The sequence below is a fragment of the Pseudomonas sp. TAA207 genome (assembly GCF_001529285.1).
GTDB classification, from domain to species: domain Bacteria; phylum Pseudomonadota; class Gammaproteobacteria; order Pseudomonadales; family Pseudomonadaceae; genus Aquipseudomonas; species Aquipseudomonas weihenstephanensis.
The window spans coordinates 192,080-214,728 of sequence record NZ_LLWJ01000063.1; the positions used below are offsets into that span (position 1 = coordinate 192,080).

Sequence of the window (22,649 nt, forward strand, 5' to 3'; positions counted from 1 at the left end):
TGATTACAGATTTTGCGTGACGAAGGACAGCATTTGGTCAGCGGTGGAGATGACTTTGGAGTTCATCTCGTAGGCACGCTGCGTAGTGATCATGTTGACCATTTCTTCCACGGTGCTGACGTTCGAGTTTTCGAGCATGCTTTGCATGGTCAGGCCAAAGCCATTGAGGCCCGGCGTGCCGATTTGCGGCGCACCGCTGGACGCGGTTTCAAGGAACAGGTTACCGCCCTGCGCCTGCAAGCCCGCCGGGTTGATGAAGTCCGCTGTCTGCAAGTTGCCGATGACCTGGGCCGCCGGGTTACCGGCGATGGTCACCGACACAGTGCCGTCCTGACCCACGGTGAAGGTCTGCGCATCCGCAGGCACCACAATTGCAGGTTCCAGGGCAAAGCCATTGGCGGTCACGATCTGGCCGTTGGAGTCCAGGTGGAAAGTACCGTCACGGGTGTAGGACGTGGTGCCGTCCGGCTGCATGATCTGGAAGAACCCACGGCCATTGATGGCCAGGTCCAACGGCTGCTCGGTGGTTTGCAGGCTACCGGCCGCGAAGTTCTTTTGCGTGCCGACGATGCGCACACCCGTACCCACTTGCAGGCCCGATGGCAGCTCGCTGTCCTGAGTCGACTGGGCGCCAGGCTGGCGTTTGATCTGGTAGAGCAAGTCCTGGAACTCGGCGCGATCACGTTTGAAACCGGTGGTCGACACGTTGGCCAAGTTGTTGGAAATGGTGGTCAAGTTGGTGTCTTGTGCAGCCAAACCTGTTTTTGCAACCCAGAGTGCCGGAAGCATGCAGTTCTCCTCGCGCGCCGGTTTTTCGGCGCCGCGTTAAATAATTAGCTGATGGACAGGACGCGCGTCATGGCCTGATCGTCTTCTTTGGCGGTGTTCATCATCTTGATGTGCAACTCGAACTGCTTGGCCAGGGCCAACACCGAGGTCATCTCGTCCACCGCGTTCACGTTGCTGGCTTCCAGGAAGCCCGAGACCACACGCACGTTGGCGTCGGCCACAGCCGGTTGGCCGTCTTTAGTGTGAATCAGACCGTCGAGGCCCTTGGTCATGTTCTTGAGGTCTGGCTGCACCATCTTGATCCGGTCAACTTCGGCCATCACCCGCGGGCCTTCGCCCATGGCGCGGATACTGATGGTGCCGTCTTCACCGACTTCGATCTGCTGCTGCGGCGGCACGGCAATCGGCCCGCCATTGCCCATGATCGGCATGCCATTACCGGCCCGCAGGATGCCCAGGGCATCCACATTCATGCTCGCGGTGCGCACGTAGGCTTCACTGCCGTCAGGCGCCTGCACCGCCAACCAACCATCGCCCTGCACGGCGACGTCCAGGTCACGACCGGTTTCGACCAACGCGCCGGCGGTGAAATCCGTGGCCGGGCGTTCCGACAGTGCAAAGGCACGCGCCGGAAAGCTGTCACCGAACACCGGCATTGAACGCGCCTGCTCCAGGTCACGCTGAAAACCATTGGTTGAGATGTTCGCCAGATTGTTGGCATGCGCCTTCTGCGCCAGTGCGTTCTGGCTGGCGCCGGTCATTGCCACATAAAGGTACTTGTCCACAGTCTTTCCTCTGCCTGACGGACGTTTGCCGCCCACCGCTGTACTGAACTCCTCTAAGCAATTTGCGCACCAACTTTTTTTTGACGGCGAAAAACCCCGGCTTTGCGGGGTTTTGAGGCCCATCAGAGGAAAAGTCGGAAGGCGCGAAAGACGTAAAAACGGCGCGAACAGGCCGAAGGCGGCAAGGCGTGGCCTGTCAGGCGACTGGCCCGCCAGGCTCGCAGGCTGTTACGGATTAATGTGTGGGCTTGAGAATGTCGTACTCGCGCAGCTTGTTGGCGATGGTGGTGTGAGACACACCGAGCCGTTTGCCCAGCAATCGGCTGCTCGGGTACTCGGCGTACAGTTGTTGGAGCACGGTTTTCTCGAAGCGGCCGACAATTTGGTCCAGCCCGCCGTCCATTGAAAACTCGCCCAAGGGCTGGCGCACACCATAATCGGGCAAGCGAATATGCTCAGCCTTGACCACCCCGCCCTCGCACAGTGACACCGCCTGAAACAGCACGTTTTCTAACTGGCGCACGTTGCCCGGCCAATGGTAGTGACTCAAACGGTCCATCGCCGCAGGCGCCAGACGCGGCAGCGGGCAACCGATCTGGCGACTGGCCTGATCCAGAAAGTGCTCGACCAACGGCGCCAATCCGTCCAGGCATTCACGCAGCGGCGGAATGTGCAGCGACAACACGTTCAAGCGATGGTAAAGATCCTGACGGAACTCACCCTTGGCACACAGCTCGGACAAATCCACCTGCGTGGCACACATCACACGCACATCGAGGTACACCTCTTCATCGCTGCCCACGCGACGAAAGCAGCCGTCCTGCAAAAAGCGTAGAAGTTTGACCTGCAAACGCGGACTCATCTCGCCCACGCCGTCGAGAAACAATGTGCCGCCAGCCGTCAGCTCCAACAACCCGAGCTTGCCCTCGGCCCGCGCCCCTTCGAACGCCCCCGGCCCGTAACCAAAGAGTTCGGTTTCGGCCATCGACTCCGGCAAGCCTGCGCAATTGAGCGCCATTAAAGGAGACTGCCCGCGCGGGCTGGCGAGGTGGCAGGCGCGCGCCAGCAATTCTTTGCCGGTGCCGGTTTCGCCCTCTATTAATAGAGGGGCATCCAGCGGCGCCATACGCCGCGCTTCGCGCACCACGGCGGCCATCACTTTGGAACTTTGGAAGATGCTGTCAAAACCGCGCAGCTCTTGCTTGCGCACGTTGTAGATTTGCTCGCCTACACGGTCGGCACGGTGCAACGTCAGTACCGCTCCCGCCATGGCCTCACTGTCATCGCTGTCCAGTTGCAGCGGCGCGATGTCTGCCAGAAACACGTGCCCTTTGATTTTGACCCGCATGCCGTTGATGCGCGATTTGTTGGCGCGCACCAACTCCGGCAAGTCAAAGTCTTCGGCGTAACGCGCGAGCGCGATGCCGGGCACTTCATCCACACGCACACCGAGCAATTGCGCCGCAGCTCGATTGGCCGCCACGATGGAGCCACCCATGTCGATGGACAGAACCGGAAATTCCAGCGCACCCAGCAAGGCGTTGAGTTCCATGTGCCGACGTTCGCTAGGCATTAAACCTACACGCTTGACACCGAACACCCCGGCGATGGTTTCAAACTTGGGACGCAGGGCCTGGAACTGCAAATTGATCAGGTTGGGGCAATACAGATAGATCGCGTTGCCCTGATCGCCGCCCACCTCGCCACGCTTGACGTTGATGCCATAGGCGACCAGCAGATTGAGAATGTCGCGCAGAATGCCAATCCGGTTTTGACAATGGACCTTGATACGCATGGGGAAAGGCTCAAAAAAGAATTAAACACCACATACCTCCCGCAGGAGCTGCCACAGGCTGCGGTCCGCTGACTGTTAAACGCTCGCAACCCTTACCAGCGCTTGCAAAGAGCGAATATTTGGCGGGCCGCGCATTTCAACGTCACGTTTTTGTGACAGTTTGACCTTCGTCGACCGCAATACTCTCAGCATGGCCCGCAAGTCGTAACGAATAGTTTACGAATATGACGCATCATCCCAGCATTAGTGGCTTTAGGCTAGCTGCACGACGCAATCGCTTGAGGTATCACATAGTCATCGCCACACACCGAATAATAAAAACGATTTCCTTGCGGAGAGTCCCATGAAGCAAACGAAATACGTCGCCCGCGAGCCTGATGCTGATGGCTTTATCGACTACACACCGGCCGAGCACGCGGTGTGGAACACGCTGATTACCCGCCAACTGAAGCTGCTGCAAGGGCGTGCCTGCCCTGAATACATGGAAGGTATCGACAAGCTGGGCCTGCCCCATGACCGCATTCCGCAGCTGGGCGAGATCAACAAAGTGCTGGCTGAAACCACCGGCTGGCAAGTGGCCCGCGTACCGGCACTGATCCCGTTTCAAACCTTCTTCGAGTTGCTGGCCAATAAGCAGTTCCCGGTAGCGACCTTTATTCGCACGCCCGAAGAACTCGATTACCTGCAAGAGCCGGATATTTTCCATGAAATTTTCGGCCACTGCCCACTGCTGACCAACCCGTGGTTCGCTGAATTTACCCACACCTACGGCAAGCTCGGCCTGCAAGCCACCAAGGAACAGCGCGTGTATCTGGCCCGCCTGTACTGGATGACAATCGAGTTTGGGCTGGTCGACACCCCGGAAGGCCAGCGCATCTACGGCGGCGGTATTCTTTCATCGCCCAAAGAAACGGTTTACAGCCTGTCCTCAGAACCGGAACATCACGCCTTCGATCCACTGGAAGCCATGCGCACCCCGTACCGCATCGATATTTTGCAGCCGCTGTATTTTGTCCTGCCGGACTTGAAGCGGCTGTTCGATTTGGCCCACGAAGACATCATGGGCATGGTCGAAACAGGCATGAAGATGGGCCTGCATGCGCCCAAGTTCCCGCCTAAACCCAAAGCGGCGTAACACGTCTTTTTTGAAACCTTCTTTCTTTTGTACCCATAAGAAAAACTGACTTCAGGAACACACCATGAACGCACTGAACCAAGCCCACTGCGAAGCCTGCCGCGCCGATGCCCCACAGGTCAGCGACGAAGAACTGCCGGTGCTGATCAAACAGATCCCGGACTGGAACATCGAAGTGCGCGACGGCGTGATGCAGCTGGAAAAGGTCTTTTTGTTCAAAAACTTCAAATTTGCACTGGCGTTCACCAACGCGGTTGGCGAGATCGCTGAAGCCGAAGGCCATCACCCGGGCTTGCTCACCGAGTGGGGCAAAGTGACCGTGACCTGGTGGAGCCACTCCATCAAGGGCCTGCATCGCAATGACTTCATCATGGCCGCGCGCACTGATGACGTAGCCAAAACCGCCGAAGGTCGCAAGTGAAGCACTTCGCGGCCATTGGCCGGGTGCCGGGCGACCCGATTCTGGGCCTGATGGACGCCTACAATCAGGACACCAATCCGAACAAATTCGACCTGGGCGTGGGCGTATATAAGGACGCCAAGGGCCTGACGCCGATCCTGCAATCGGTCAAACAGGCCGAACAGCGCCTGGTTGAGCAGCAGCAGACCAAAACCTACATCGGCGGTCATGGCGACAGCCGTTTTGGGCAACTGATCAGCGAACTGGTGCTGGGTGAGGCGTCACCCTTGCTGGCCGACAAACGTGCGGGCGCCACACAGACGCCCGGCGGCACAGGTGCCTTGCGCTTAAGTGCCGACTTTATTGCACAGTGCCTGCCGGGGCGCGGCATTTGGCTGAGCGATCCGACCTGGCCGATCCACGAAACCATTTTCGCGGCAGCCGGTTTGAAGATCAGCCACTACCCGTACGTGGGCAGCGACAACACGCTCAACGTCGCCGCGATGCTGGCGGCCCTGGAACAAGCCCCCAAAGGCGATGTGGTGCTGCTGCATGCCTGCTGTCATAACCCGACCGGGTTTGACTTGTCACAGGAGGACTGGCACCAGGTGCTGGATGTGGTCAAGCGCCGCGAGCTGTTGCCGCTGATCGACTTTGCCTACCAGGGATTTGGTGACGGCCTGGAGCAGGATGCGTGGTCTACGCGCCTGTTTGCCAGCGAACTGCCCGAACTGCTGATCACCAGCTCCTGTTCAAAGAACTTCGGCCTGTACCGCGAACGTGTCGGGGCGTTGATCGTGTGCGCGAGCGACGCCGAAAAACTGACGGACATCCGCAGCCAACTGGCCTATCTGGCCCGTAACCTGTGGTCCAATCCGCCGGACCACGGCGCGGCTGTGGTGGCGACCATCCTGGGTGATGAGCAGCTCAAGACGTTGTGGGCCGGCGAAGTGGAAGCCATGCGCAGCCGTATCGCGCAACTGCGCAGCGGTTTGGTCGAAGCGCTGACGCCGTTTGGTCTGGCCGAACACTTTGCCCACATCAACCAACAGCGCGGGATGTTCTCCTACACCGGCCTCAACGCCGAACAAGTGCAATTGCTGCGCGAGAAACATAGCGTGTACATGGTCGGCTCAGGCCGCGCCAACATGGCAGGCGTCGACGGCACCCGCCTGAGCCTGCTGGCCAAGGCGATTGCGCAGGTGTGTACGCACTAACGGTTGCAACGCCAGGCGCGGGCTTGCTCGCGCCTGCTTGCACGACAACAGCAAGATGAAAAGTTCGCCACAAAGCCCCGCCAGACGTAAAAAAAGACAAATTGTCACACCCGCTCATGTATCCTGCCCAAGCTTTTTAAAAGCGCCGATGTACCCAGCGATTTAAAAACACACCTTGCGAGGAGCGCGACGATGCACGAAATCCCAAACCTCCCCTTCCCAAGCCTGCATGAAACTCAGCAGCCGACCCCGCAACACACCAGTGGCGAAAACCCCGCACTGGACGAGGCCCCTGAAAGCCTCAAGGCCGACAGCGAAGACTGACGGTTCGCACTCAGGCGGTGCGAAAAGCTTTCAGCTTTTCATACCGCCTGACACAATCGCCGCACCGTTCTCAACCCCGGATTCCCGCGTGACTGATTCTTTCAGCGACACCCAAGCCAGCGTACTGATCGGCACAGCCGAAAAAATGATCGAGCTGTGGGAGCGCCTGACCCCCGAAAAACAAGCCACCCTGCTCCAGCGTTTCGGCACCCAGGAAAACGCCCTGGCCGCCCTGATTGCAACCCGCCTGGTTGCACCGCTTTAACCCGCAGGACCTGCGCCCATGCCTGAAACACAACGCCCACTGGCGATCACGCTGCAAGTGATGTCCATCGTGCTGTTTACCTTCATTGGCTATCTGAACATCGGCATTCCGCTGGCGGTATTACCCGGCTACGTTCACAACCACCTGGGTTACGGCACCGTCATCGCCGGGCTGGTGATCAGCGTGCAATACCTGGCCACGCTGCTGAGTCGCCCGTACGCCAGCCGCATCATCGACAACCTGGGCAGCAAGCGCGCGGTCATGTACGGCCTGGCCGGCTGCGGTCTGAGCGGCGTATTTATGCTGCTCTCCAGTTGGCTGTCGGCGATGCCCGCCCTGAGCCTTGCCAGCCTGCTGCTCGGGCGACTGGTGCTGGGCAGCGCCGAAAGCCTGGTCGGCTCAGGCTCGATTGGCTGGGGCATCGGCCGCGTAGGCGCGCACAACACCGCCAAAGTGATCTCGTGGAACGGCATCGCCAGTTACGGGGCAATCGCCATTGGCGCTCCGCTGGGCGTGCTGATGGTCAACCACTGGGGCATGTGGAGCATGGGTGCCAGCATCATTGCGCTGGCAGTGCTGGGCTTATTGTTGGCGTGGCCCAAGCTGGCGGCGCCGATCGTCAGTGGCGTGCGCCTGCCGTTTTTGCATGTTCTGGGCCGCGTGCTGCCCCACGGCACCGGGCTGGCGCTGGGTTCTATCGGGTTTGGCACCATCGCCACGTTCATCACCCTGTACTACGCGACCCAGCAGTGGGAAAACGCCGTGCTGTGCCTGAGCCTGTTCGGCGCCAGTTTTATCGGTGCGCGGCTGCTGTTCGGCAACCTGATCAATCGCATCGGCGGCTTCCGCGTAGCCATTGCCTGCTTGAGCGTCGAAACCGTGGGGCTGCTGTTGTTATGGCTGGCCCCCAACCCGCAACTGGCGCTGGCCGGTGCGGCGCTGAGCGGATTTGGCTTCTCGCTGGTCTTCCCGGCGCTGGGGGTTGAAGCGGTGAATCTGGTGCCTGCCTCAAGCCGCGGGGCCGCCGTGGGGGCGTATTCGCTGTTTATCGATTTATCGCTGGGTATCACCGGGCCACTGGTGGGCGCCGTGGCGGCAGGCTTTGGTTTTGCCTCGATCTTCTTGTTCGCCGCACTGGCCGCGTTTAGCGGGCTGATGCTGAGCGTGTACCTCTACCGCCAGGCCCGCACAACCTAGGGTCCCTGCGTCAACCCCGGCAACGGGATCAAAAATCCACTTTGCCGCGCCCAGCCTTGATAGTGCCGCGCTTGGTTTTGGATTCGAGACGACGTTTTTTTGAACCCAGCGTCGGCTTGGTCGGACGGCGCTTTTTCTCGACCTTGGTCGCGCTCACAATCAACTCCAGCAAACGCTCCAGCGCATCGGCGCGGTTCTGCTCCTGGGTGCGGTATTGCTGCGCCTTGATGATCAATACGCCATCACTGGTAATGCGACTGTCACGCAGCGCCAGCAGCCGCTCTTTGTAAAACGGCGGCAAGGATGAGTGGGGGATGTCAAAGCGCAAGTGCATGGCACTTGAGACTTTGTTGACGTTCTGCCCGCCCGCGCCCTGGGCGCGAATCGCCGTGAGTTCGATCTCGGCGTCGGGGATGTGCACGTTGTTGGAAATCACCAGCATTACAAAAGGGTCCGTTTTCAGGGCGTGCAGGATACCCCACAAACAACAAACCCGGCGCCATGGCCGGGTTGGTTGTCAGTCAGGGTAACGCTTACTTGCCGGCCGAGCCGTAAGCGGCGGTCGAAGCGTGCGCTTCGCGCCTGCCCTTGATCAAGAAGCACACCCACATGAAGGCCACCCAGACCGGGATCGCGTACACCGACACGCGAATGCCCGGGATCATCAGCATGATGACCAGGATGAACGCCACAAACGCCAGACAGATGTAGTTGCCGTACGGATACCACAACGCTTTGAACAGCGGGGTTTGTGCGGTTTTGTCCATGTGCTGACGGAACTTGAAGTGCGAGAAGCTGATCATCGCCCAGTTGATCACCAGGGTGGCCACCACCAGCGACATCAACAACTCCAGCGCGTCGTGCGGCATCAAATAGTTGAGCAGCACAGCAATCACCGTCACCGCGGCCGAGGCCAGGATCGAGTTTACCGGTACGCCGCGCTTGTCGATTTTGGCCAGCACTTTGGGTGCATCGCCCTGCTGCGCCATGCCCAGCAACATGCGGCTGTTGCAGTAGGTGCCGCTGTTGTACACCGACAATGCCGCGGTCAAGACCACGAAGTTGAGGATGTGCGCAGCAGTGTTGCTGCCCAGCATTGAGAACACCTGCACAAACGGGCTGCTGCTGTAGCTGTCGCCACCGGCGTTGAGCGTTTCGAGCAACGCATCCCACGGCGTCAGGGACAACAGCACCACCAGAGCGCCGATGTAGAAAATCAGGATGCGGTAGATCACCTGATTGATCGCTTTAGGGATCACCGTGCGCGGCTTGTCGGCTTCTGCTGCGGTGAAACCGAGCATCTCCAGACCACCAAACGAGAACATGATGAAGGCCATTGCCATCACCAGGCCGGTGATGCCATGCGGGAAAAAGCCCCCGTGCTCCCACAGGTTACTGACCGATGCTTGCGGGCCGCCACTGCCGCTGACCAGCAAGTAGCTGCCCAGGGCGATCATGCCCACGATGGCCACCACTTTGATGATCGCAAACCAGAACTCGGCCTCGCCAAACACTTTGACGTTGGTCAGGTTGATTACGTTGATCAGCACGAAGAACGCCGCCGCCGACGCCCAAGTCGGGATCTCGGGCCACCAGTAGTGCACGTATTTACCGACGGCCGTCAGTTCCGACATGCCGACCAGGATGTACAGCACCCAACAGTTCCAGCCCGACATGAAGCCGGCAAAGCCGCCCCAGTATTTGTGCGCGAAGTGGCTGAAGGAGCCGGCTACCGGCTCTTCAACGATCATTTCGCCGAGCTGGCGCATGATCATAAAGGCAATGAAGCCGCAGATTGCATAGCCCAGAATCATCGACGGGCCGGCAGATTTCAGTACCCCGGCCGAGCCGAGGAACAAGCCAGTACCGATCGCGCCACCCAGGGCAATCAGCTGGATATGGCGATTTTTCAGGCCGCGTTTAAGCTCGCCCGAATGCGAGGTTTGTCCACTCATTAAAAAGGGTTCCACACAAGGTTTGATGGCATTCAGTGCGTTTTCGCTTGAGCACCGGCAGTGATCGAAGGGTCTACAACACAAATCAAACCCCAGCGCAGACGCCAGGAATCCATGGTTGTTTCACGAGTCATGCGTCACCTGTTTGTTTTTATCTGTGACGGAATCGAACCCGCAAGGCTTATGGCATTGCGGAGTTAACAAGGCGGGTTAGCCTTGAGGTTTTGGCCAATCAGCACATCGCCGAGCGGCGCAAAAAGCGCGGTTACGCCATTGAGTCACAGTTAAAACGCCGCGCATTGTACACCCGCTCGTAGGCAAGATCCCATCACACAGCCGATAGCAAGACGAAACAAGCCGCAGTTCGGCCCTTAAACGTCACAAATCTGTAAAACGCGGAAAACTTTCTATACACAACCGTGCTTTCCTGGCTCCAAGGGATAAAAGAGGCAGTATTCGTCACGATTTATTGACTGAGCGTAAAGAAATATTTCCACCCTAAACGCTCCATGGACGCGAGCGACCGATTGTCGCAGCCCTAATCCTTTGATTTTGAATGAATATCTGTAGCCCCTGGCAAGGTGCGCAGGCTGCGCTGACGACGCCATCAGGTTTTACACCCATAAAAAAACGCCAACCCGAGGGTTGGCGTTTTGTTTACCGCGCTACACGCTTACTGCGGCTTGCGACGACCGAAGCCTGGACGCTGACCGGAACCGGCCGGTGCGCCGCGGCGCTTGCCGGACGGTGCATCGTCAACCAGCTTGGGGCCTTGACGCGTCGGCTTGCCCGGGCGCTTGTTCATTTCGCTTGGACGCTCGGCAACCGGTGCACCACGACCTGCTGGCACACGGTCAGTACGGCCCGCTGGCTTGCGTGCCGGGCGCGCGGCTTCATCACGCGCCGGACGTGCTGGACGCTCACCTTCGATGTGCGGCTGGCGCGCTGGACGCGGTGCCAATGGCGCACCCTCGGCCGGACGCACAGTGCGTGCAACACGGTCGGCACGGGCCACAGGGCGCGAGGACTTACGCTGCAAACGCTCAAGCTTGTCTTTGTTCTTGGCATTCATCTCTGGCATGGCAACCGGCGTGAGGCCGACTTCAGCGCTGAGAATGTCCACCTCGTACTGACCCATTTCACGCCAGCGACCCATCGGCAGGTCAGAGTTGAGGAACACCGGGCCGAAACGCACGCGCTTCAGACGGCTGACCACCAGACCCTGAGATTCCCACAAGCGACGTACTTCTCGGTTACGGCCTTCCATCACGACACAGTGGTACCAATGGTTAAAGCCTTCGCCGCCCGGAGCCTGTTTGATGTCGGTGAAACGCGCAGGGCCGTCTTCCAGCACCACGCCCGCCTTGAGGCGCTCGATCATCTCGTCATCCACTTCGCCACGTACACGTACCGCGTATTCACGGTCCATTTCGTAGGAGGGGTGCATCAGACGGTTCGCCAGCTCACCGTCAGTGGTGAACATCAGCAAGCCGGTGGTGTTGATGTCGAGACGACCGATGTTGATCCAGCGACCTTCTTTAGGGCGCGGCAACTTGTCGAATACGGTTGGACGGCCTTCCGGGTCGTCACGGGTGCAGATTTCGCCGTCAGGCTTGTTGTACATGATCACGCGGCGCACCGATTCGGCGGCCTCTTCGCGCTTGATCACCTTGCCATCAATGGAGATGGCGTCGTGCAGGTCAACGCGCAGACCCAGGGTTGCATCCTTGCCATTGACCTTGATGCGGCCCTGGCTGATCCAACTTTCTACGTCGCGACGCGAGCCAACGCCGATGCGGGCGAGTACTTTTTGCAGTTTCTCGCCTGCTGGGCCAATTTCCTGGCTGTCTTTAGGGTCTAGATCTTTCATCTGGGCACCTCCCGGTGTGTCAATTCAGGCGAGCGCCTGAGCTGTTAAAAATGGGCCTTGTGACGCAGTTGCGCCGCAAAGGGTCGCGAATCATACGCTGATGTTGCGCATTTCGCATCAAAGGCTAGTCGTGTTCTGCCAGGCTTACTTGTTTTTCCGCCGACCGGTGGCGCCAAGTGCCAGCAAACGCAAGTCGGCTTGCGCCAGCACCGCACGCTTTTCATCCTTGTCGAGTTTCTTCCAGACCTTGATTTCGCGCTTGGAACGTCCGCAGCCGAGGCAAACGTCATCGGCAAATTTACACACGCCAATACAGGGATCTTTGAGGGCACTCATGTGAGACCTCCAGAAAAATACGCAAATACCGTAGGCGCTGGCGCAGGCTGCGCCAGCGCCCAGGGGCAATGTCAGTCTTCGCGCTCAAGTCGCTCTTGCTCGATGGCATCAGCCAGGGCTTGCGCCTCCAACGCTTCATCGCTCATGGCAGGCGCCAGCTCAAGCGCCGCCACGGCTGCCAGCAGTTGGCTGCGTGCCTGTTCGGCATCGGTAGCCGGCACCTCAGGTGCGGGCGCTTCTTTAACCAAGTCTTCACGCAGCAAGTCATCGAAGTCGGTTTTAAGACCTTCTTCCATCGAGTCCAGTTCCGTGAGCAAGCTACGGAAGCTGGTTTCGTCTTTCGGCTCCTCAGGCTCTGCGCTTTCATCCGCCAGCGCCTGAATGTGATCAGGCACCGGGGCATCGTCAAAGTCGAGAATCGGATCGGGTTCAAGCTCGCGCAGTTCAGCAAGCGGCGGCAGGTCGTCGAGGTTTTTGAGGTTGAAGTGATCGAGAAAACCCTTGGTGGTAGCAAACATCGCCGGCCGCCCTGGCACTTCGCGGTAGCCGACGATGCGAATCCACTCGCGCTCCAGCAAGGTTTTAACAATATGGCTGTTGACCGCCACACCGCGTACATCTTCAATTTCGCCCCGGGTAATGGGCTGTCGATAAGCAATCAGCGCCATGGTTTCGAGCATTGCCCGCGAGTAACGCTGCGGGCGCTCTTCCCACAAACGCCCCACCCACGGCGAAAACGTGTCGCGAATTTGCAGGCGATAGCCAGAGGCGACTTCTTTGAGTTCAAACGAACGGCCCTGGCAGGATTTGCGCAGCAACTCCAGGGCCTTCTTGAACACCGGAGGCTGCGGGCGTTCGCCCTCTTCAAACAGTTCAAACAACCGTTCAAGGCTTTGCGGCTTTCCCGAGGCCAACAGAAAGGCCTCAAGCAACGTGGCCAGCTCACGGGGATCAGTCAAATTCATGGTTTCAGCTCTTTATTCGGCTCGCGCCCGCACATGGATCGCCGCGTAGGGCTCGTTCTGTACCAACTCGATCAAGGACTCCTTGACCAGTTCGAGGATGGCCATAAAGGTTACCACCACCCCCAAACGCCCCTCTTCTGCGGTAAACAGCTCACTAAAGGGTACAAAACCGCCGCCTTTGAGGCGTTCCAGCACATCACTCATGCGCTCACGGGTGGACAGCGCTTCGCGGCTGACCTGGTGACTTTCGAACATGTCGGATCGACGCAGCACTTCGGCCATCGACATCAGCAACTCTTCCAGCGCCACATCCGGCACCAATTTGCGCGCACGGGCCTGGGGAGCGTCCAGCTTGGGCACGAACACGTCACGTCCGACCCGTTCGAGGCCGTCGATGCCTTCAGCCGCCGCCTTGAACCGCTCGTACTGCTGCAAGCGGCGAATCAGTTCAGCGCGCGGATCGCCTTCGTCTTCTTCGATTTCGACCGAGCGCGGCAGCAACATGCGCGACTTGATCTCGGCCAGCATGGCCGCCATCACCAGATACTCGGCCGCCAATTCAAGGCGCACCGTCTTCATCAGCTCGACATAACCCATGTATTGGCGGGTAATTTCAGCCACCGGGATGTCAAGAATGTCGATATTTTGTTTGCGAATCAGGTACAGCAGCAAGTCGAGCGGGCCCTCGAACGCATCGAGAAACACCTCCAGCGCATCCGGCGGGATGTACAGGTCTTGCGGCATTTCGATGACGGCCTGGCCATACACCATCGCAAATGGCAGTTCTTGCTGGGCACCGGCTTGCGGGTCTACAGCGTCAATCACTTCTACGTCAGACATCAGGCCTCGACCATAAAGGGCGTCGGATCACCACAGCCCACACGTACGACTTCAGGCTCATCACCCGTCAGGTTGATCACAGTGCTGGCCTTGCGCCCACCATCACCGCCATCAATGATCAGGTCGACCTGTTTTTCCAGCGCATCGCGAATCGCGTACGGGTCTTCAAGCGGTTCGCTTTCGCCCGGCAGGATCAGGGTCACGCTCATCAGCGGCTCACCGAGTTCGGCCAACAAAGCGAGCGCCAGAGGATGTTGGGGCACACGCATGCCGATGGTGCGGCGCTTGGGGTGCAGCAGCAGGCGCGGTACTTCGCGGGTGGCATTGAGAATAAAGGTGTACGGCCCCGGCGTATGCGCTTTGAGCAAGCGAAAGGTGCCGGTGTCGACCTTGGCGAACAGCCCTAACTGCGACAGGTCGCTGCACATCAGGGTGAAGTTGTGTTTGTCGTCCAGATTGCGCAAGCGCTTGATCCTGCCGATCGCGTCCTTATCGCCCATCTGGCAACCGACAGCGTAAGACGAGTCGGTGGGGTAGATCACCACCCCGCCTTTTTTAATGATCTCAACCGCCTCCTTGATCAGACGCGGTTGCGGGTTTTGCGGATGAATCTGGAAAAATTGACTCACGTTATTTACCTGTTCAGACGTTGGCAATGGGCGGATCTAATTTGAACCGACGCCACAATGGCGGCAGATCGTCCGGGATCGCGCGGTACTCGCCAATCTCGGACCAGCCGCCAGGGCCATGAAAGTCACTGCCGGCAGTCACCAGCAAACCAAACTCACGCGCCAGAATCGCCAGGCCGCCTACTTGTTCTGCAGGCTGATAGCCATTGACTACCTCAATCGCGTGCCCCCCCGCTTGAATATAGTCGCCAATCAGGCGTCGGCGCTTGCTGCGGGTGAAATCGTAATGCGATGGATGCGCCAGGCTGACCCAGGCACCTGCTGCACGCAACGTGGCGACGGTGTCTTCCAGGGCGGGCCAATGCTGTTTGACATCGCCCAACTTGCCCGCGCCCAGCCACTTGCGGAACGCTTCGGCGCGATCCTTGACGTAACCGGCACCGACTAAAAAATCCGCAAAATGCGGCCGCGCTGGCGCATTGCCACTGTCACCCAGCGCTTGCTGAATTGCCCGCGCACCTTCAAGCGCGCCCGGCATGCCCTTGAGCGCCAGCTTGCGGCTGATTTCTTCGGCACGCAGCCAGCGGCCATCGTGCAGTGCGGCGATGGCACCGACCAGTGACGGGGCCTGGGTGTCGAAACCGTAACCGAGCACATGAATGGTCGCGCCACCCCAAGTGCAGGAAAGTTCGATGCCGTTGACCAGTTGCATGTTCAGCGACTGCGCCGCCGTGCGGGCTTCTTCCAGGCCTTCAATTGTGTCGTGATCGGTCAGGGCCAGGACTCGCACACCTTTCTCGAACGCACGCGCTACCAGTACCGCTGGCGCCAAAGCGCCATCGGAAGCGGTGCTATGGCAATGCAAGTCAATTTCCACGGGGATTTAATAACCTCTAGCTGACGCTTTCGCTGTCATTGATGTTTGTTATTATGCCGCCACATCCTGCTTCTGGCTGCCACTGTGAAACAATTCATCGACTTCATCCCGCTGTTACTGTTTTTCATCGTCTACAAAATCGAACCCCGCATCGTCGAAATCGCAGGCCATAGCCTGACCTTCGGCGGGATTTTCAGCGCTACGGCGATGCTGATCCTCAGTTCTGTGGTGGTCTACGGCATTCTGTTTTTCAAGCAACGCAAACTTGAAAAGAGCCAATGGCTGACCCTGATTGCCTGCATTGTGTTCGGCAGCCTGACCCTGGCGTTCCACAGCGAAACCTTCCTCAAGTGGAAAGCGCCGGTGGTGAACTGGCTGTTTGCGCTGGTGTTTGCCGGTAGCCACTTTATCGGTGACAAGCTGCTGATCAAACGTGTCATGGGCCACGCACTGACCCTGCCTGACGCAGTCTGGACGCGCCTGAACCTGGCCTGGATCGCCTTCTTTTTGTTCTGTGGGGCGGCCAACCTGTTTGTTGCGTTCACCTTTCAAAGCATCTGGGTCGACTTCAAAGTATTCGGCAGCCTGGGCCTGACCGTGCTGTTTCTGGTAGGCCAAGGCATTTACCTGTCGCGCCACTTGCATGATTCCGACACTCCAACCTCCAAAACCGAGGACTGACATGCTCTACGCAATCATTGCCACTGACGTCGCCCACTCGCTTGAAGCCCGCCTGGCTGCTCGCCCGGCCCACCTTGAGCGCTTGCAGCAACTCAAACAGGAAGGCCGCGTGGTGCTGGCCGGCCCGCACCCGGCCATCGACAGTAATGATCCGGGCGCGGCCGGTTTCAGCGGCAGCCTGATCGTGGCCGAGTTTGACTCGCTGGCCGACGCTCAACGCTGGGCCGGTGATGACCCGTACGTCGCTGCTGGCGTGTACGCAGATGTGATTGTCAAACCGTTCAAGCAAGTCCTGCCTTAAACCCTCGCTGCGCGACGGAACCGCTCATCGGGTTCGTCGCGTCGCTGTATGGCTCATTATTCTGGTTTAGCGGCCGACAACCTCTGCGAATCCCATCAGGAATGAGGAGTTGCGATGCGCCAAGGTTTGTTGTGTCTGCTGTTAATCATGTTATCGCTGGGCACTCTCGCCCACGCTGAAGACGCTCCTTCCTCTGATAACTCAGTGCCATTGTCACTGAGCGCCGGTGCGCGCATTACGGACTTGCAACAACGCCTTGGCGAGAGTGAACGCCTGCGCGGCGAACTGAGCCAAGCCCTGAAAGACGCCGACGCCACCCGCGAAAGCAGCCAGTTGAGCCAACTGCGTCAAGAGAACCTGCGCCTCAAGCAACAGCTCGACAAAGCGCAGTCCAACCCCGGCTTTCACCTGCTGACCGACTCACAACAGTGGTTTGTGATTGGTGGCGCAGTTGCCCTATTGGCCCTACTCTGCGGTATCTTCGCCAGCGGCGGACGTAAACAGCGTCGGCAATGGCTATAAATAGAGTGAGTCATGAGCGACCTGTTACTGATAGATGATGACCAGGAGTTGTGTGAACTCCTGAGCAGTTGGCTGAGCCAGGAAGGTTTCCAGGTGCGTGCGTGCTACGACGGCGTGAGCGCCCGCAACGCACTGGCCGAGTCCAGCCCTGACGCTGTAGTGCTGGACGTGATGCTGCCCGATGGCAGCGGCCTGGAACTGCTCAAGCAGTTGCGCAGCGATCACCCCGATTTGCCGGTGCTGATGCTCTCGGCCAGGGGTGAGCCGCTGGACCGCATTTTGGGGCTGGAACTGGGCGCCGACGATTACCTGGCCAAGCCCTGCGACCCCCGCGAGTTGACCGCCCGCCTGCGCGCTGTGCTGCGCCGCAGCCATCCGCCCGCCACCTCCAGCCAGATCGAATTGGGCGACCTGTGTTTCAGCCCGATGCGCGGTGTGGCCACCATCAATGAGCACGACATCACCCTGACCGTGTCCGAAAGCCGCATCCTCGAAGCCTTGCTGCGTCAACCCGGCGAGCCACTGGACAAACAGGCGCTGGCGCAACTGGCGCTGGGCCGCAAGTTGACGTTGTACGACCGCAGCCTGGACATGCACGTCAGCAACCTGCGCAAAAAGATCGGCCCGCACCCCGATGGCCGTCCGCGCATCGTTGCACTGCGCAGCCGTGGCTACTTCTACAGCGCCTGAGGGGACGCCGCCTGTGTAAAGGCGCGCCACTCCCCTCTTTACCTAAGCTTTACGCTTGATTGACAGCGCTTGACCTTGATCTCCCTAAACTGGGCGCATCCGGATTCACCGGAACGTACTACAAGGAGACACACCATGCGTAAGACTCTTATTGCTTTGATGTTTGCTGCTGCTCTGCCAACCGTCGCAATGGCCATGCCCGGTGGCGATGGCCCAATGGGTCCACGTCACGGCGGTGAGCACCATGGTCGCGGCGACGCGCCTTACAGCCAACTGGACTTGACCCGCGAGCAGCGCCAACAAATCGGCAAGCTGATGGGCGAACAAATGCACGAGCGCAAGCAGCTGGTCGACAAGTACCTGCAAAAACTGCCCGCGGCTGATCAAAAAGCGTTGAAAGACGAAATCGCCGCCAAGCACGAAAAAACCCAAAAAGACATTCGTGCGCTGCTCAAGCCAGAACAGCAAAAACGCTTCGACGAGATGCAAAAACAACGCGCCGAACGTAAAGCTGAATGGAAAGAGTTCAAAGACTGGAAAGCACAGCAGGCGCCAAAAGCGCAATAATCTGCACATTCACCCAGCCCAACGGCCCCCCAGCCGTTGGGCTTTGCTCGTTTGAACCCATTTAGCGTGAGGAATTGCCGTGCGATCACTGTTTTGGCGCATTCTGGCCAGCTTTTGGCTGGCGATAGCCTTGGTCGCAGGGCTGTCGATACTGCTCGGACACATGCTTAATCAGGACGCCTGGATCCTGAGCCGTCATCCGGGTATTTCAAACCTGGCCCAGCAATGGACCGAACGCTATGAAACCCAGGGCGCGGACGCTGCCCAAGATTTTCTGGAGCGGCGCAAACGCCGTTACCACATTGACGTGCAAGTGCTTAACGAAAGTGGCGACCCGGTGGTGCGCGGCACCTTTCCGCGCCGGGCTGCCGCCTGGGAGGCGCGCCAGCATCCAGGACAAGACACGCTGCCGTGGCGACGCCTGACCGTGGAGTACACCAGCCCCAAGACGGCCGACACCTACCTGCTGATTTACCGCATCCCGCACCCCGAGCTGGACGCCTGGCACCGACAAAGCCTGATCTGGCCACTGAGTGCGCTGGGCATTGCGCTGGTGGTGTTGACGCTGTTCAGTTTGCTGGTGACGCTGTCGATCACCCGCCCGCTAAGCCGCTTGCGCGTGGCCGTGCATGATCTGGGGCAAACCACCTATCAACAAAACAGCCTGGCGCGACTGGCCTCCCGACGGGATGAATTTGGCGTACTGGCCACTGACTTCAACCGCATGGGCGCGCGTTTGCAAAGCTTGATCAGCAGCCAACGCCAGTTGCTGCGCGATGTCTCCCACGAACTGCGTTCTCCCCTGGCTCGTCTGCGCATCGCTCTGGCACTGGCCGAACGCGCCAGCCCCGAGGAACGTGAAAAGCTCTGGCCGCGCCTGACCCGCGAATGTGACCGCCTGGAGTCTTTGATCAGTGAAATCCTGACGCTGGCGCGGGTCGATGCCGACCAGGCGAGCGCCGAGCACGTTGAACTCAATGCGCTGCTCAATAACCTGCAAAAAGATGCCTCACTCAGCGCGCCCGAGCAGCCGGTACAGCTGGATGCAGAACCGGGCCTGGCCCTCAGTGGCTGGCCCACCATGATTGAGCGCGCCGTCGACAACCTGCTGCGTAACGCGCAACGGTTCAACCCGCCGGGTCAACCGATTGAACTCACAGCACAGCGTGAAGGCGAGCACATCACCCTCAGCGTGCGTGATCACGGGCCGGGTGTGGCCGAGGAGCATTTGGCGCAGTTAGGCGAACCGTTTTTCCGGGCGCCCGGCCAGACGGCTGCGGGCCACGGTCTGGGGCTGGCCATTGCGCGGCGCGCGGCAGAGCGTCATGGCGGACGATTGACACTGGCCAACCATCCCGACGGTGGCTTTATTGCCGCGCTTGAACTCCCTCTCACCCCGGATGGCAATCTTTAACGCGGGCAAAGCACCGAGCACTGTGTAAGAGGATTTACCTGCACGATGCCTGACCGCCCACAGAGACCGACTGCCGTGGCTCAGGCGGACCACACCTGTACAAACTCTGCGCTGTCGACCTTGGGCGCATCCCGCATTTCTTTGAGCGGTGTGCCCAAGTACAGGAACGCAATAATCTCTTCCCCCGCTTGCAGTCCCAGAGCGGCCGTCACCCGTGGCGCATGGGACAGCTCCCCGGTGCGCCACACCGCACCAATCCCTTGGGCATACGCGGCCAGCTCAATGGCATGGGCTGCGCAACCCGCCGTAATCAGCTGTTCGGATTTCGGCACTTTGAAGTGCTCCTGCAAACGCGCAATCACTACCACGACCAACGGCGCCCGCAACGGCATGGCGCGGGCTTTGTCCAGCGCGGCCTCGGTGACATCACCGCCTTGGGCCTGCACGGCCTGCGCGAGCACTTCACCCAACTGGTTGCGGGCCTGCCCTTCAATGCTCAAAAAACGATAAGGCCGCAGTTGCCCGTGGTCTGGCGCGCGCAGGGCGGCTGCAAAAAGTACTTCACGTTGCTCCCTCGTGGGGGCCGGTTCAACCAGACGCGGGGCAGAAACACGGTTGAGCAAAGCGTCGAGAGCCTCCATTGGCCACCTCCTGAAGAAAATGTGCGGCTATTCTAACGGTATCTGCCGAAGGCTTGGCGGTTTACATACCCCGGCCCACAGGTAGAATGGCGCCCCTCTTTCATGCCCGAGCTGACTTCATGGCGTTGCCGACCCTACGCATCATCGGTTTTGTAATCGGCATCTTCCTGATTACGTTGGCGATCAGCATGGCCGTACCCATGCTCACGCTGGTGATTTACGACCATCTGGGCGATCTGCCGTCCTTTTTGTGGGCCAGCCTGATCACGTTTGTCGCGGGCCTTGCGCTGGTGCTCCCCGGTCGCCCGGAACAAGTGCACCTGCGACCACGCGACATGTACCTGCTGACCGTGTCGAGCTGGGTGATCGTGTGTATCTTCGCCGCGTTGCCGTTTTTGCTCACCCAACACATCAGTTACACCGATTCCTTTTTTGAAAGCATGTCGGGCATCACCGCCACCGGCTCCACCGTTTTGAGCGGGCTGGACACCATGTCGCCCGGCATTTTGATGTGGCGCTCCATGCTGCACTGGCTCGGCGGTATCGGCTTTATCGGTATGGCGGTGGCGATTTTGCCTTTGCTGCGTATCGGTGGCATGCGCCTGTTCCAGACCGAATCGTCAGACCGCTCCGAAAAAGTCATGCCACGCTCGCACATGGTGGCGCGCCTGATCGTGGCGACGTATGTCGGCATCACCATCCTCGGCAGCCTGGCGTTCTGGTGGGCGGGCATGAGCGTGTTCGATGCCATCAACCACGCCATGTCAGCCATCTCCACGGGCGGGTTCTCGACCTCCGACCAGTCACTGGCCAAGTGGTCACAACCGGCGGTGCACTGGGTGGCCATCGCGGTGATGATCATGGGCAGCCTGCCCTTTACGCTGTACGTGGCCACCCTGCGCGGCCATCGCAAGGCGCTGATCAAAGACCAGCAGGTGCAAGGATTGCTCGGCCTGCTGCTGGTGACCTGGCTGGTGCTCAGCGCCTGGCTGTGGTGGACCACCAACATGGCGTGGTGGGATGCGTTCCGCCATGTCGCACTGAACGTGACCTCAGTGGTTACTACCACCGGTTTTGCCCTTGGGGATTACAGCCTTTGGGGCAACTTCTCACTGATGCTGTTTTTCTATCTGGGCTTTATTGGCGGTTGCTCCGGCTCGACGGCGGGCGGGATCAAAATCTTCCGCTTCCAGGTCGCCTATATCCTGCTCAAGGCCAACCTTAACCAGTTGATTCACCCCCGGGCAGTGATCAAGCAGAAGTACAACGGCCATCGCCTTGACGAAGAAATCGTTCGCTCGATTCTGACGTTCTCGTTCTTCTTCGCCATCACCATTTGCGTGATTGCGCTGGCGTTGTCGCTGCTGGGGCTGGACTGGATGACCGCCCTCACCGGCGCGGCGAGTACCGTGTCGGGCGTGGGACCTGGATTGGGCGAAACCATTGGCCCCTCCGGCAACTTCTCGACGCTGCCGGATGCTGCCAAGTGGATCCTGTCGCTGGGCATGTTGCTGGGGCGGCTGGAAATTATTACCGTGTTCGTGTTGTGCATCCCGGCATTCTGGCGGCACTGAGATACACACGGGCTAAACCTGTAGCCGCCGCCGAAGGCTGGGCGCTTTTGATTTTATGTACAGATCGAAAGGCCTCAGCCTTGGCCAGCGCCTACGTGAGGGCATCACCATGAGCCACCTCCTTTCGCTGCGCCACTACCGTGATGAGGTGATTGCTCACAGCCATGAGCACGCGCAGGTGGTGATCAATTTATCCGGCTCGCTCGACGTCGAGGTTGAAGGCCGCGCCAGTCTGTTGCGCCAACAGCAACTGATGGTCATCCCCGCTGGCGCACACCATACCTGCGCCAGCGCACAGGGCAGCCAGTGCCTGGTGCTGGATGTGCCGAGCGAACACTGGTTGGGGCAAACGTTGGGCGCCCACGCCGAACACAGCCGCCGATGGCTCAATACCGTCGGGCAGCATCGGCTCGACCCGCGCCAGCACCAGTTGGTCGATTGGCTCGCGGCCAGCCCGGCGACCGATCCGCTGATCGATCAGCAAGGGGCAATCCTGCTGCTGGCCAGTTTGAATACCCCTCAAGCCGTACCGCGTAAACGCCTGCCCTTCCCTCAGTTCGATACCTACATCGACCATCACGCCGCCTACCCTGTGCAAGTCGCCGACCTGGCGCGCGTTGCCGACCTGTCCTGCGCTCGCTTGCACAGTCGCTTTCTCAGCGAGTGCGGCCAAACGCCGATGGACTACATCCGCCAACGCCGTTTGCGTAGCGCCTTGAACCTGTTGCGTCACACCACGCTCGCGGTAGGCGAAATCGCCAGCCGCGTTGGCTACGCCTCGCAAAGCGCGTTTTCGGCGGCCATGTTGCGCGAGTTCGGTGCATCACCCAGCGTGTTGCGCCGCGAGTCTGGCGACAACTGAGGCCCGTTTGGCGACAGA

General features: G+C 59.5%; 26 protein-coding genes. 14 read left to right on the forward strand and 12 right to left on the reverse strand.

What is annotated here, in order from left to right; translation table 11 throughout:
* Window positions 1–3 precede the first annotated feature (3 nt).
* The 3 genes from flgG to AP059_RS09920 all read right to left on the reverse strand — a co-directional run bounded on the left by flgG (window position 4) and on the right by AP059_RS09920 (window position 3,369).
* Window positions 4–789 (reverse strand): flagellar basal-body rod protein FlgG, encoded by a 786-nt coding sequence (gene flgG / locus AP059_RS09910; protein ID WP_048366222.1) that lies wholly within the window; start codon window positions 787–789, stop codon window positions 4–6.
* Between the two features lie 44 nt (window positions 790–833).
* A complete protein-coding gene (locus AP059_RS09915) occupies window positions 834–1,574 on the reverse strand; it encodes a flagellar basal body rod protein FlgF (RefSeq protein ID WP_048366221.1) in 741 nt (246 codons plus the stop codon).
* Between the two features lie 235 nt (window positions 1,575–1,809).
* The gene (locus tag AP059_RS09920; RefSeq protein ID WP_059763043.1) at window positions 1,810–3,369 is read right to left on the reverse strand and encodes a sigma-54-dependent transcriptional regulator; all 1,560 of its coding nucleotides are present in this window, start codon (window positions 3,367–3,369) and stop codon (window positions 1,810–1,812) included.
* Window positions 3,370–3,712: 343 nt separating this feature from the next.
* On the opposite strand from AP059_RS09920, the gene phhA reads away from it, so the two are divergent.
* The 6 genes from phhA to AP059_RS09940 all read left to right on the forward strand — a co-directional run bounded on the left by phhA (window position 3,713) and on the right by AP059_RS09940 (window position 7,907).
* The gene (phhA, locus tag AP059_RS09925; RefSeq protein WP_048366219.1) at window positions 3,713–4,504 is read left to right on the forward strand and encodes a phenylalanine 4-monooxygenase; all 792 of its coding nucleotides are present in this window, start codon (window positions 3,713–3,715) and stop codon (window positions 4,502–4,504) included.
* Between the two features lie 64 nt (window positions 4,505–4,568).
* A complete protein-coding gene (locus AP059_RS09930) occupies window positions 4,569–4,925 on the forward strand; it encodes a 4a-hydroxytetrahydrobiopterin dehydratase (protein WP_048366218.1) in 357 nt (118 codons plus the stop codon).
* Window positions 4,922–6,121, forward strand: coding sequence for an amino acid aminotransferase (locus tag AP059_RS09935; protein WP_165599925.1), 1,200 nt, complete (start codon window positions 4,922–4,924; stop codon window positions 6,119–6,121). The genes AP059_RS09930 and AP059_RS09935 overlap by 4 nt, the downstream gene beginning before the upstream one ends.
* A gap of 192 nt (window positions 6,122–6,313) precedes the next feature.
* The gene (locus AP059_RS22705; protein WP_255163946.1) at window positions 6,314–6,445 is read left to right on the forward strand and encodes a hypothetical protein; all 132 of its coding nucleotides are present in this window, start codon (window positions 6,314–6,316) and stop codon (window positions 6,443–6,445) included.
* 88 nt (window positions 6,446–6,533) lie between these two features.
* Window positions 6,534–6,710: a hypothetical protein gene (locus AP059_RS22455; protein ID WP_087148781.1), complete on the forward strand. Its 177-nt coding sequence runs from the start codon at window positions 6,534–6,536 to the stop codon at window positions 6,708–6,710.
* An 18-nt stretch (window positions 6,711–6,728) separates the two neighbouring features.
* Window positions 6,729–7,907 (forward strand): MFS transporter, encoded by a 1,179-nt coding sequence (locus AP059_RS09940; RefSeq protein ID WP_059763044.1) that lies wholly within the window; start codon window positions 6,729–6,731, stop codon window positions 7,905–7,907.
* Window positions 7,908–7,935: 28 nt separating this feature from the next.
* Here the strand turns inward: AP059_RS09940 and arfB are convergent, their stop codons facing one another.
* From arfB to AP059_RS09980, 8 genes are all read right to left on the reverse strand, one after another.
* A complete protein-coding gene (gene arfB / locus AP059_RS09945; protein WP_059763045.1) occupies window positions 7,936–8,349 on the reverse strand; it encodes an alternative ribosome rescue aminoacyl-tRNA hydrolase ArfB in 414 nt (137 codons plus the stop codon).
* Window positions 8,350–8,440: 91 nt separating this feature from the next.
* On the reverse strand, window positions 8,441–9,862 hold the full coding sequence (locus AP059_RS09950) for an amino acid permease (protein ID WP_059763046.1): 1,422 nt from the start codon (window positions 9,860–9,862) through the stop codon (window positions 8,441–8,443).
* Window positions 9,863–10,535: 673 nt separating this feature from the next.
* A complete protein-coding gene (gene rluB, locus AP059_RS09955; RefSeq protein ID WP_048366214.1) occupies window positions 10,536–11,732 on the reverse strand; it encodes a 23S rRNA pseudouridine(2605) synthase RluB in 1,197 nt (398 codons plus the stop codon).
* Between the two features lie 144 nt (window positions 11,733–11,876).
* On the reverse strand, window positions 11,877–12,068 hold the full coding sequence (locus AP059_RS09960; protein WP_059763047.1) for a DUF1289 domain-containing protein: 192 nt from the start codon (window positions 12,066–12,068) through the stop codon (window positions 11,877–11,879).
* A 71-nt stretch (window positions 12,069–12,139) separates the two neighbouring features.
* Window positions 12,140–13,033 (reverse strand): SMC-Scp complex subunit ScpB, encoded by an 894-nt coding sequence (gene scpB / locus AP059_RS09965; protein ID WP_059763048.1) that lies wholly within the window; start codon window positions 13,031–13,033, stop codon window positions 12,140–12,142.
* 12 nt (window positions 13,034–13,045) lie between these two features.
* The gene (locus AP059_RS09970; protein WP_165599927.1) at window positions 13,046–13,744 is read right to left on the reverse strand and encodes a segregation and condensation protein A; all 699 of its coding nucleotides are present in this window, start codon (window positions 13,742–13,744) and stop codon (window positions 13,046–13,048) included.
* Window positions 13,745–13,872: 128 nt separating this feature from the next.
* Complete coding sequence (locus AP059_RS09975) at window positions 13,873–14,502, reverse strand: L-threonylcarbamoyladenylate synthase (RefSeq protein WP_059763049.1); 630 nt, start codon at window positions 14,500–14,502, stop codon at window positions 13,873–13,875.
* 13 nt (window positions 14,503–14,515) lie between these two features.
* On the reverse strand, window positions 14,516–15,379 hold the full coding sequence (locus tag AP059_RS09980) for a PHP domain-containing protein (protein ID WP_059763050.1): 864 nt from the start codon (window positions 15,377–15,379) through the stop codon (window positions 14,516–14,518).
* Window positions 15,380–15,463: 84 nt separating this feature from the next.
* Between AP059_RS09980 and AP059_RS09985 the strand changes: the two genes are divergently transcribed.
* From AP059_RS09985 to AP059_RS10010, 6 genes are all read left to right on the forward strand, one after another.
* Complete coding sequence (locus AP059_RS09985) at window positions 15,464–16,060, forward strand: septation protein A (protein ID WP_048366208.1); 597 nt, start codon at window positions 15,464–15,466, stop codon at window positions 16,058–16,060.
* Between the two features lies 1 nt (window position 16,061).
* A complete protein-coding gene (locus tag AP059_RS09990; RefSeq protein ID WP_059763051.1) occupies window positions 16,062–16,361 on the forward strand; it encodes a YciI family protein in 300 nt (99 codons plus the stop codon).
* 114 nt (window positions 16,362–16,475) lie between these two features.
* Window positions 16,476–16,883, forward strand: a complete 408-nt coding sequence (locus AP059_RS09995; protein WP_059763052.1) for a hypothetical protein — start codon at window positions 16,476–16,478, stop codon at window positions 16,881–16,883.
* Window positions 16,884–16,895: 12 nt separating this feature from the next.
* Window positions 16,896–17,573, forward strand: a complete 678-nt coding sequence (locus AP059_RS10000; protein ID WP_059763053.1) for a response regulator transcription factor — start codon at window positions 16,896–16,898, stop codon at window positions 17,571–17,573.
* Between the two features lie 135 nt (window positions 17,574–17,708).
* Complete coding sequence (locus AP059_RS10005; RefSeq protein ID WP_059763054.1) at window positions 17,709–18,140, forward strand: Spy/CpxP family protein refolding chaperone; 432 nt, start codon at window positions 17,709–17,711, stop codon at window positions 18,138–18,140.
* 79 nt (window positions 18,141–18,219) lie between these two features.
* Window positions 18,220–19,554, forward strand: a complete 1,335-nt coding sequence (locus AP059_RS10010) for a sensor histidine kinase (RefSeq protein WP_059763055.1) — start codon at window positions 18,220–18,222, stop codon at window positions 19,552–19,554.
* 80 nt (window positions 19,555–19,634) lie between these two features.
* Here the strand turns inward: AP059_RS10010 and AP059_RS10015 are convergent, their stop codons facing one another.
* Window positions 19,635–20,195 (reverse strand): NAD(P)H nitroreductase, encoded by a 561-nt coding sequence (locus AP059_RS10015; protein ID WP_048366202.1) that lies wholly within the window; start codon window positions 20,193–20,195, stop codon window positions 19,635–19,637.
* A 119-nt stretch (window positions 20,196–20,314) separates the two neighbouring features.
* Here AP059_RS10015 and AP059_RS10020 point away from each other — a divergent pair, with 119 nt between their 5' ends.
* Window positions 20,315–21,769, forward strand: coding sequence for a TrkH family potassium uptake protein (locus tag AP059_RS10020; RefSeq protein ID WP_048366201.1), 1,455 nt, complete (start codon window positions 20,315–20,317; stop codon window positions 21,767–21,769).
* Between the two features lie 109 nt (window positions 21,770–21,878).
* Window positions 21,879–22,631: a helix-turn-helix transcriptional regulator gene (locus AP059_RS10025; protein ID WP_059763070.1), complete on the forward strand. Its 753-nt coding sequence runs from the start codon at window positions 21,879–21,881 to the stop codon at window positions 22,629–22,631.
* Window positions 22,632–22,649 lie beyond the last annotated feature (18 nt).

Coding starts and splice junctions, on each gene's coding strand:
- flgG (WP_048366222.1), bottom strand. CDS start 789: ATGCTTCCGGCACTCTGGGTTGCAAAAACAGGTTTGGCTGCACAAGAC.
- AP059_RS09920 (WP_059763043.1), bottom strand. CDS start 3,369: ATGCGTATCAAGGTCCATTGTCAAAACCGGATTGGCATTCTGCGCGAC.
- phhA (WP_048366219.1), top strand. CDS start 3,713: ATGAAGCAAACGAAATACGTCGCCCGCGAGCCTGATGCTGATGGCTTT.
- AP059_RS09930 (WP_048366218.1), top strand. CDS start 4,569: ATGAACGCACTGAACCAAGCCCACTGCGAAGCCTGCCGCGCCGATGCC.
- AP059_RS22705 (WP_255163946.1), top strand. CDS start 6,314: ATGCACGAAATCCCAAACCTCCCCTTCCCAAGCCTGCATGAAACTCAG.
- AP059_RS09940 (WP_059763044.1), top strand. CDS start 6,729: ATGCCTGAAACACAACGCCCACTGGCGATCACGCTGCAAGTGATGTCC.
- arfB (WP_059763045.1), bottom strand. CDS start 8,349: ATGCTGGTGATTTCCAACAACGTGCACATCCCCGACGCCGAGATCGAA.
- AP059_RS09950 (WP_059763046.1), bottom strand. CDS start 9,862: ATGAGTGGACAAACCTCGCATTCGGGCGAGCTTAAACGCGGCCTGAAA.
- rluB (WP_048366214.1), bottom strand. CDS start 11,732: ATGAAAGATCTAGACCCTAAAGACAGCCAGGAAATTGGCCCAGCAGGC.
- AP059_RS09960 (WP_059763047.1), bottom strand. CDS start 12,068: ATGAGTGCCCTCAAAGATCCCTGTATTGGCGTGTGTAAATTTGCCGAT.
- scpB (WP_059763048.1), bottom strand. CDS start 13,033: ATGAATTTGACTGATCCCCGTGAGCTGGCCACGTTGCTTGAGGCCTTT.
- AP059_RS09990 (WP_059763051.1), top strand. CDS start 16,062: ATGCTCTACGCAATCATTGCCACTGACGTCGCCCACTCGCTTGAAGCC.
- AP059_RS09995 (WP_059763052.1), top strand. CDS start 16,476: ATGCGCCAAGGTTTGTTGTGTCTGCTGTTAATCATGTTATCGCTGGGC.
- AP059_RS10000 (WP_059763053.1), top strand. CDS start 16,896: ATGAGCGACCTGTTACTGATAGATGATGACCAGGAGTTGTGTGAACTC.
- AP059_RS10005 (WP_059763054.1), top strand. CDS start 17,709: ATGCGTAAGACTCTTATTGCTTTGATGTTTGCTGCTGCTCTGCCAACC.
- AP059_RS10015 (WP_048366202.1), bottom strand. CDS start 20,195: ATGGAGGCTCTCGACGCTTTGCTCAACCGTGTTTCTGCCCCGCGTCTG.
- AP059_RS10020 (WP_048366201.1), top strand. CDS start 20,315: ATGGCGTTGCCGACCCTACGCATCATCGGTTTTGTAATCGGCATCTTC.
- AP059_RS10025 (WP_059763070.1), top strand. CDS start 21,879: ATGAGCCACCTCCTTTCGCTGCGCCACTACCGTGATGAGGTGATTGCT.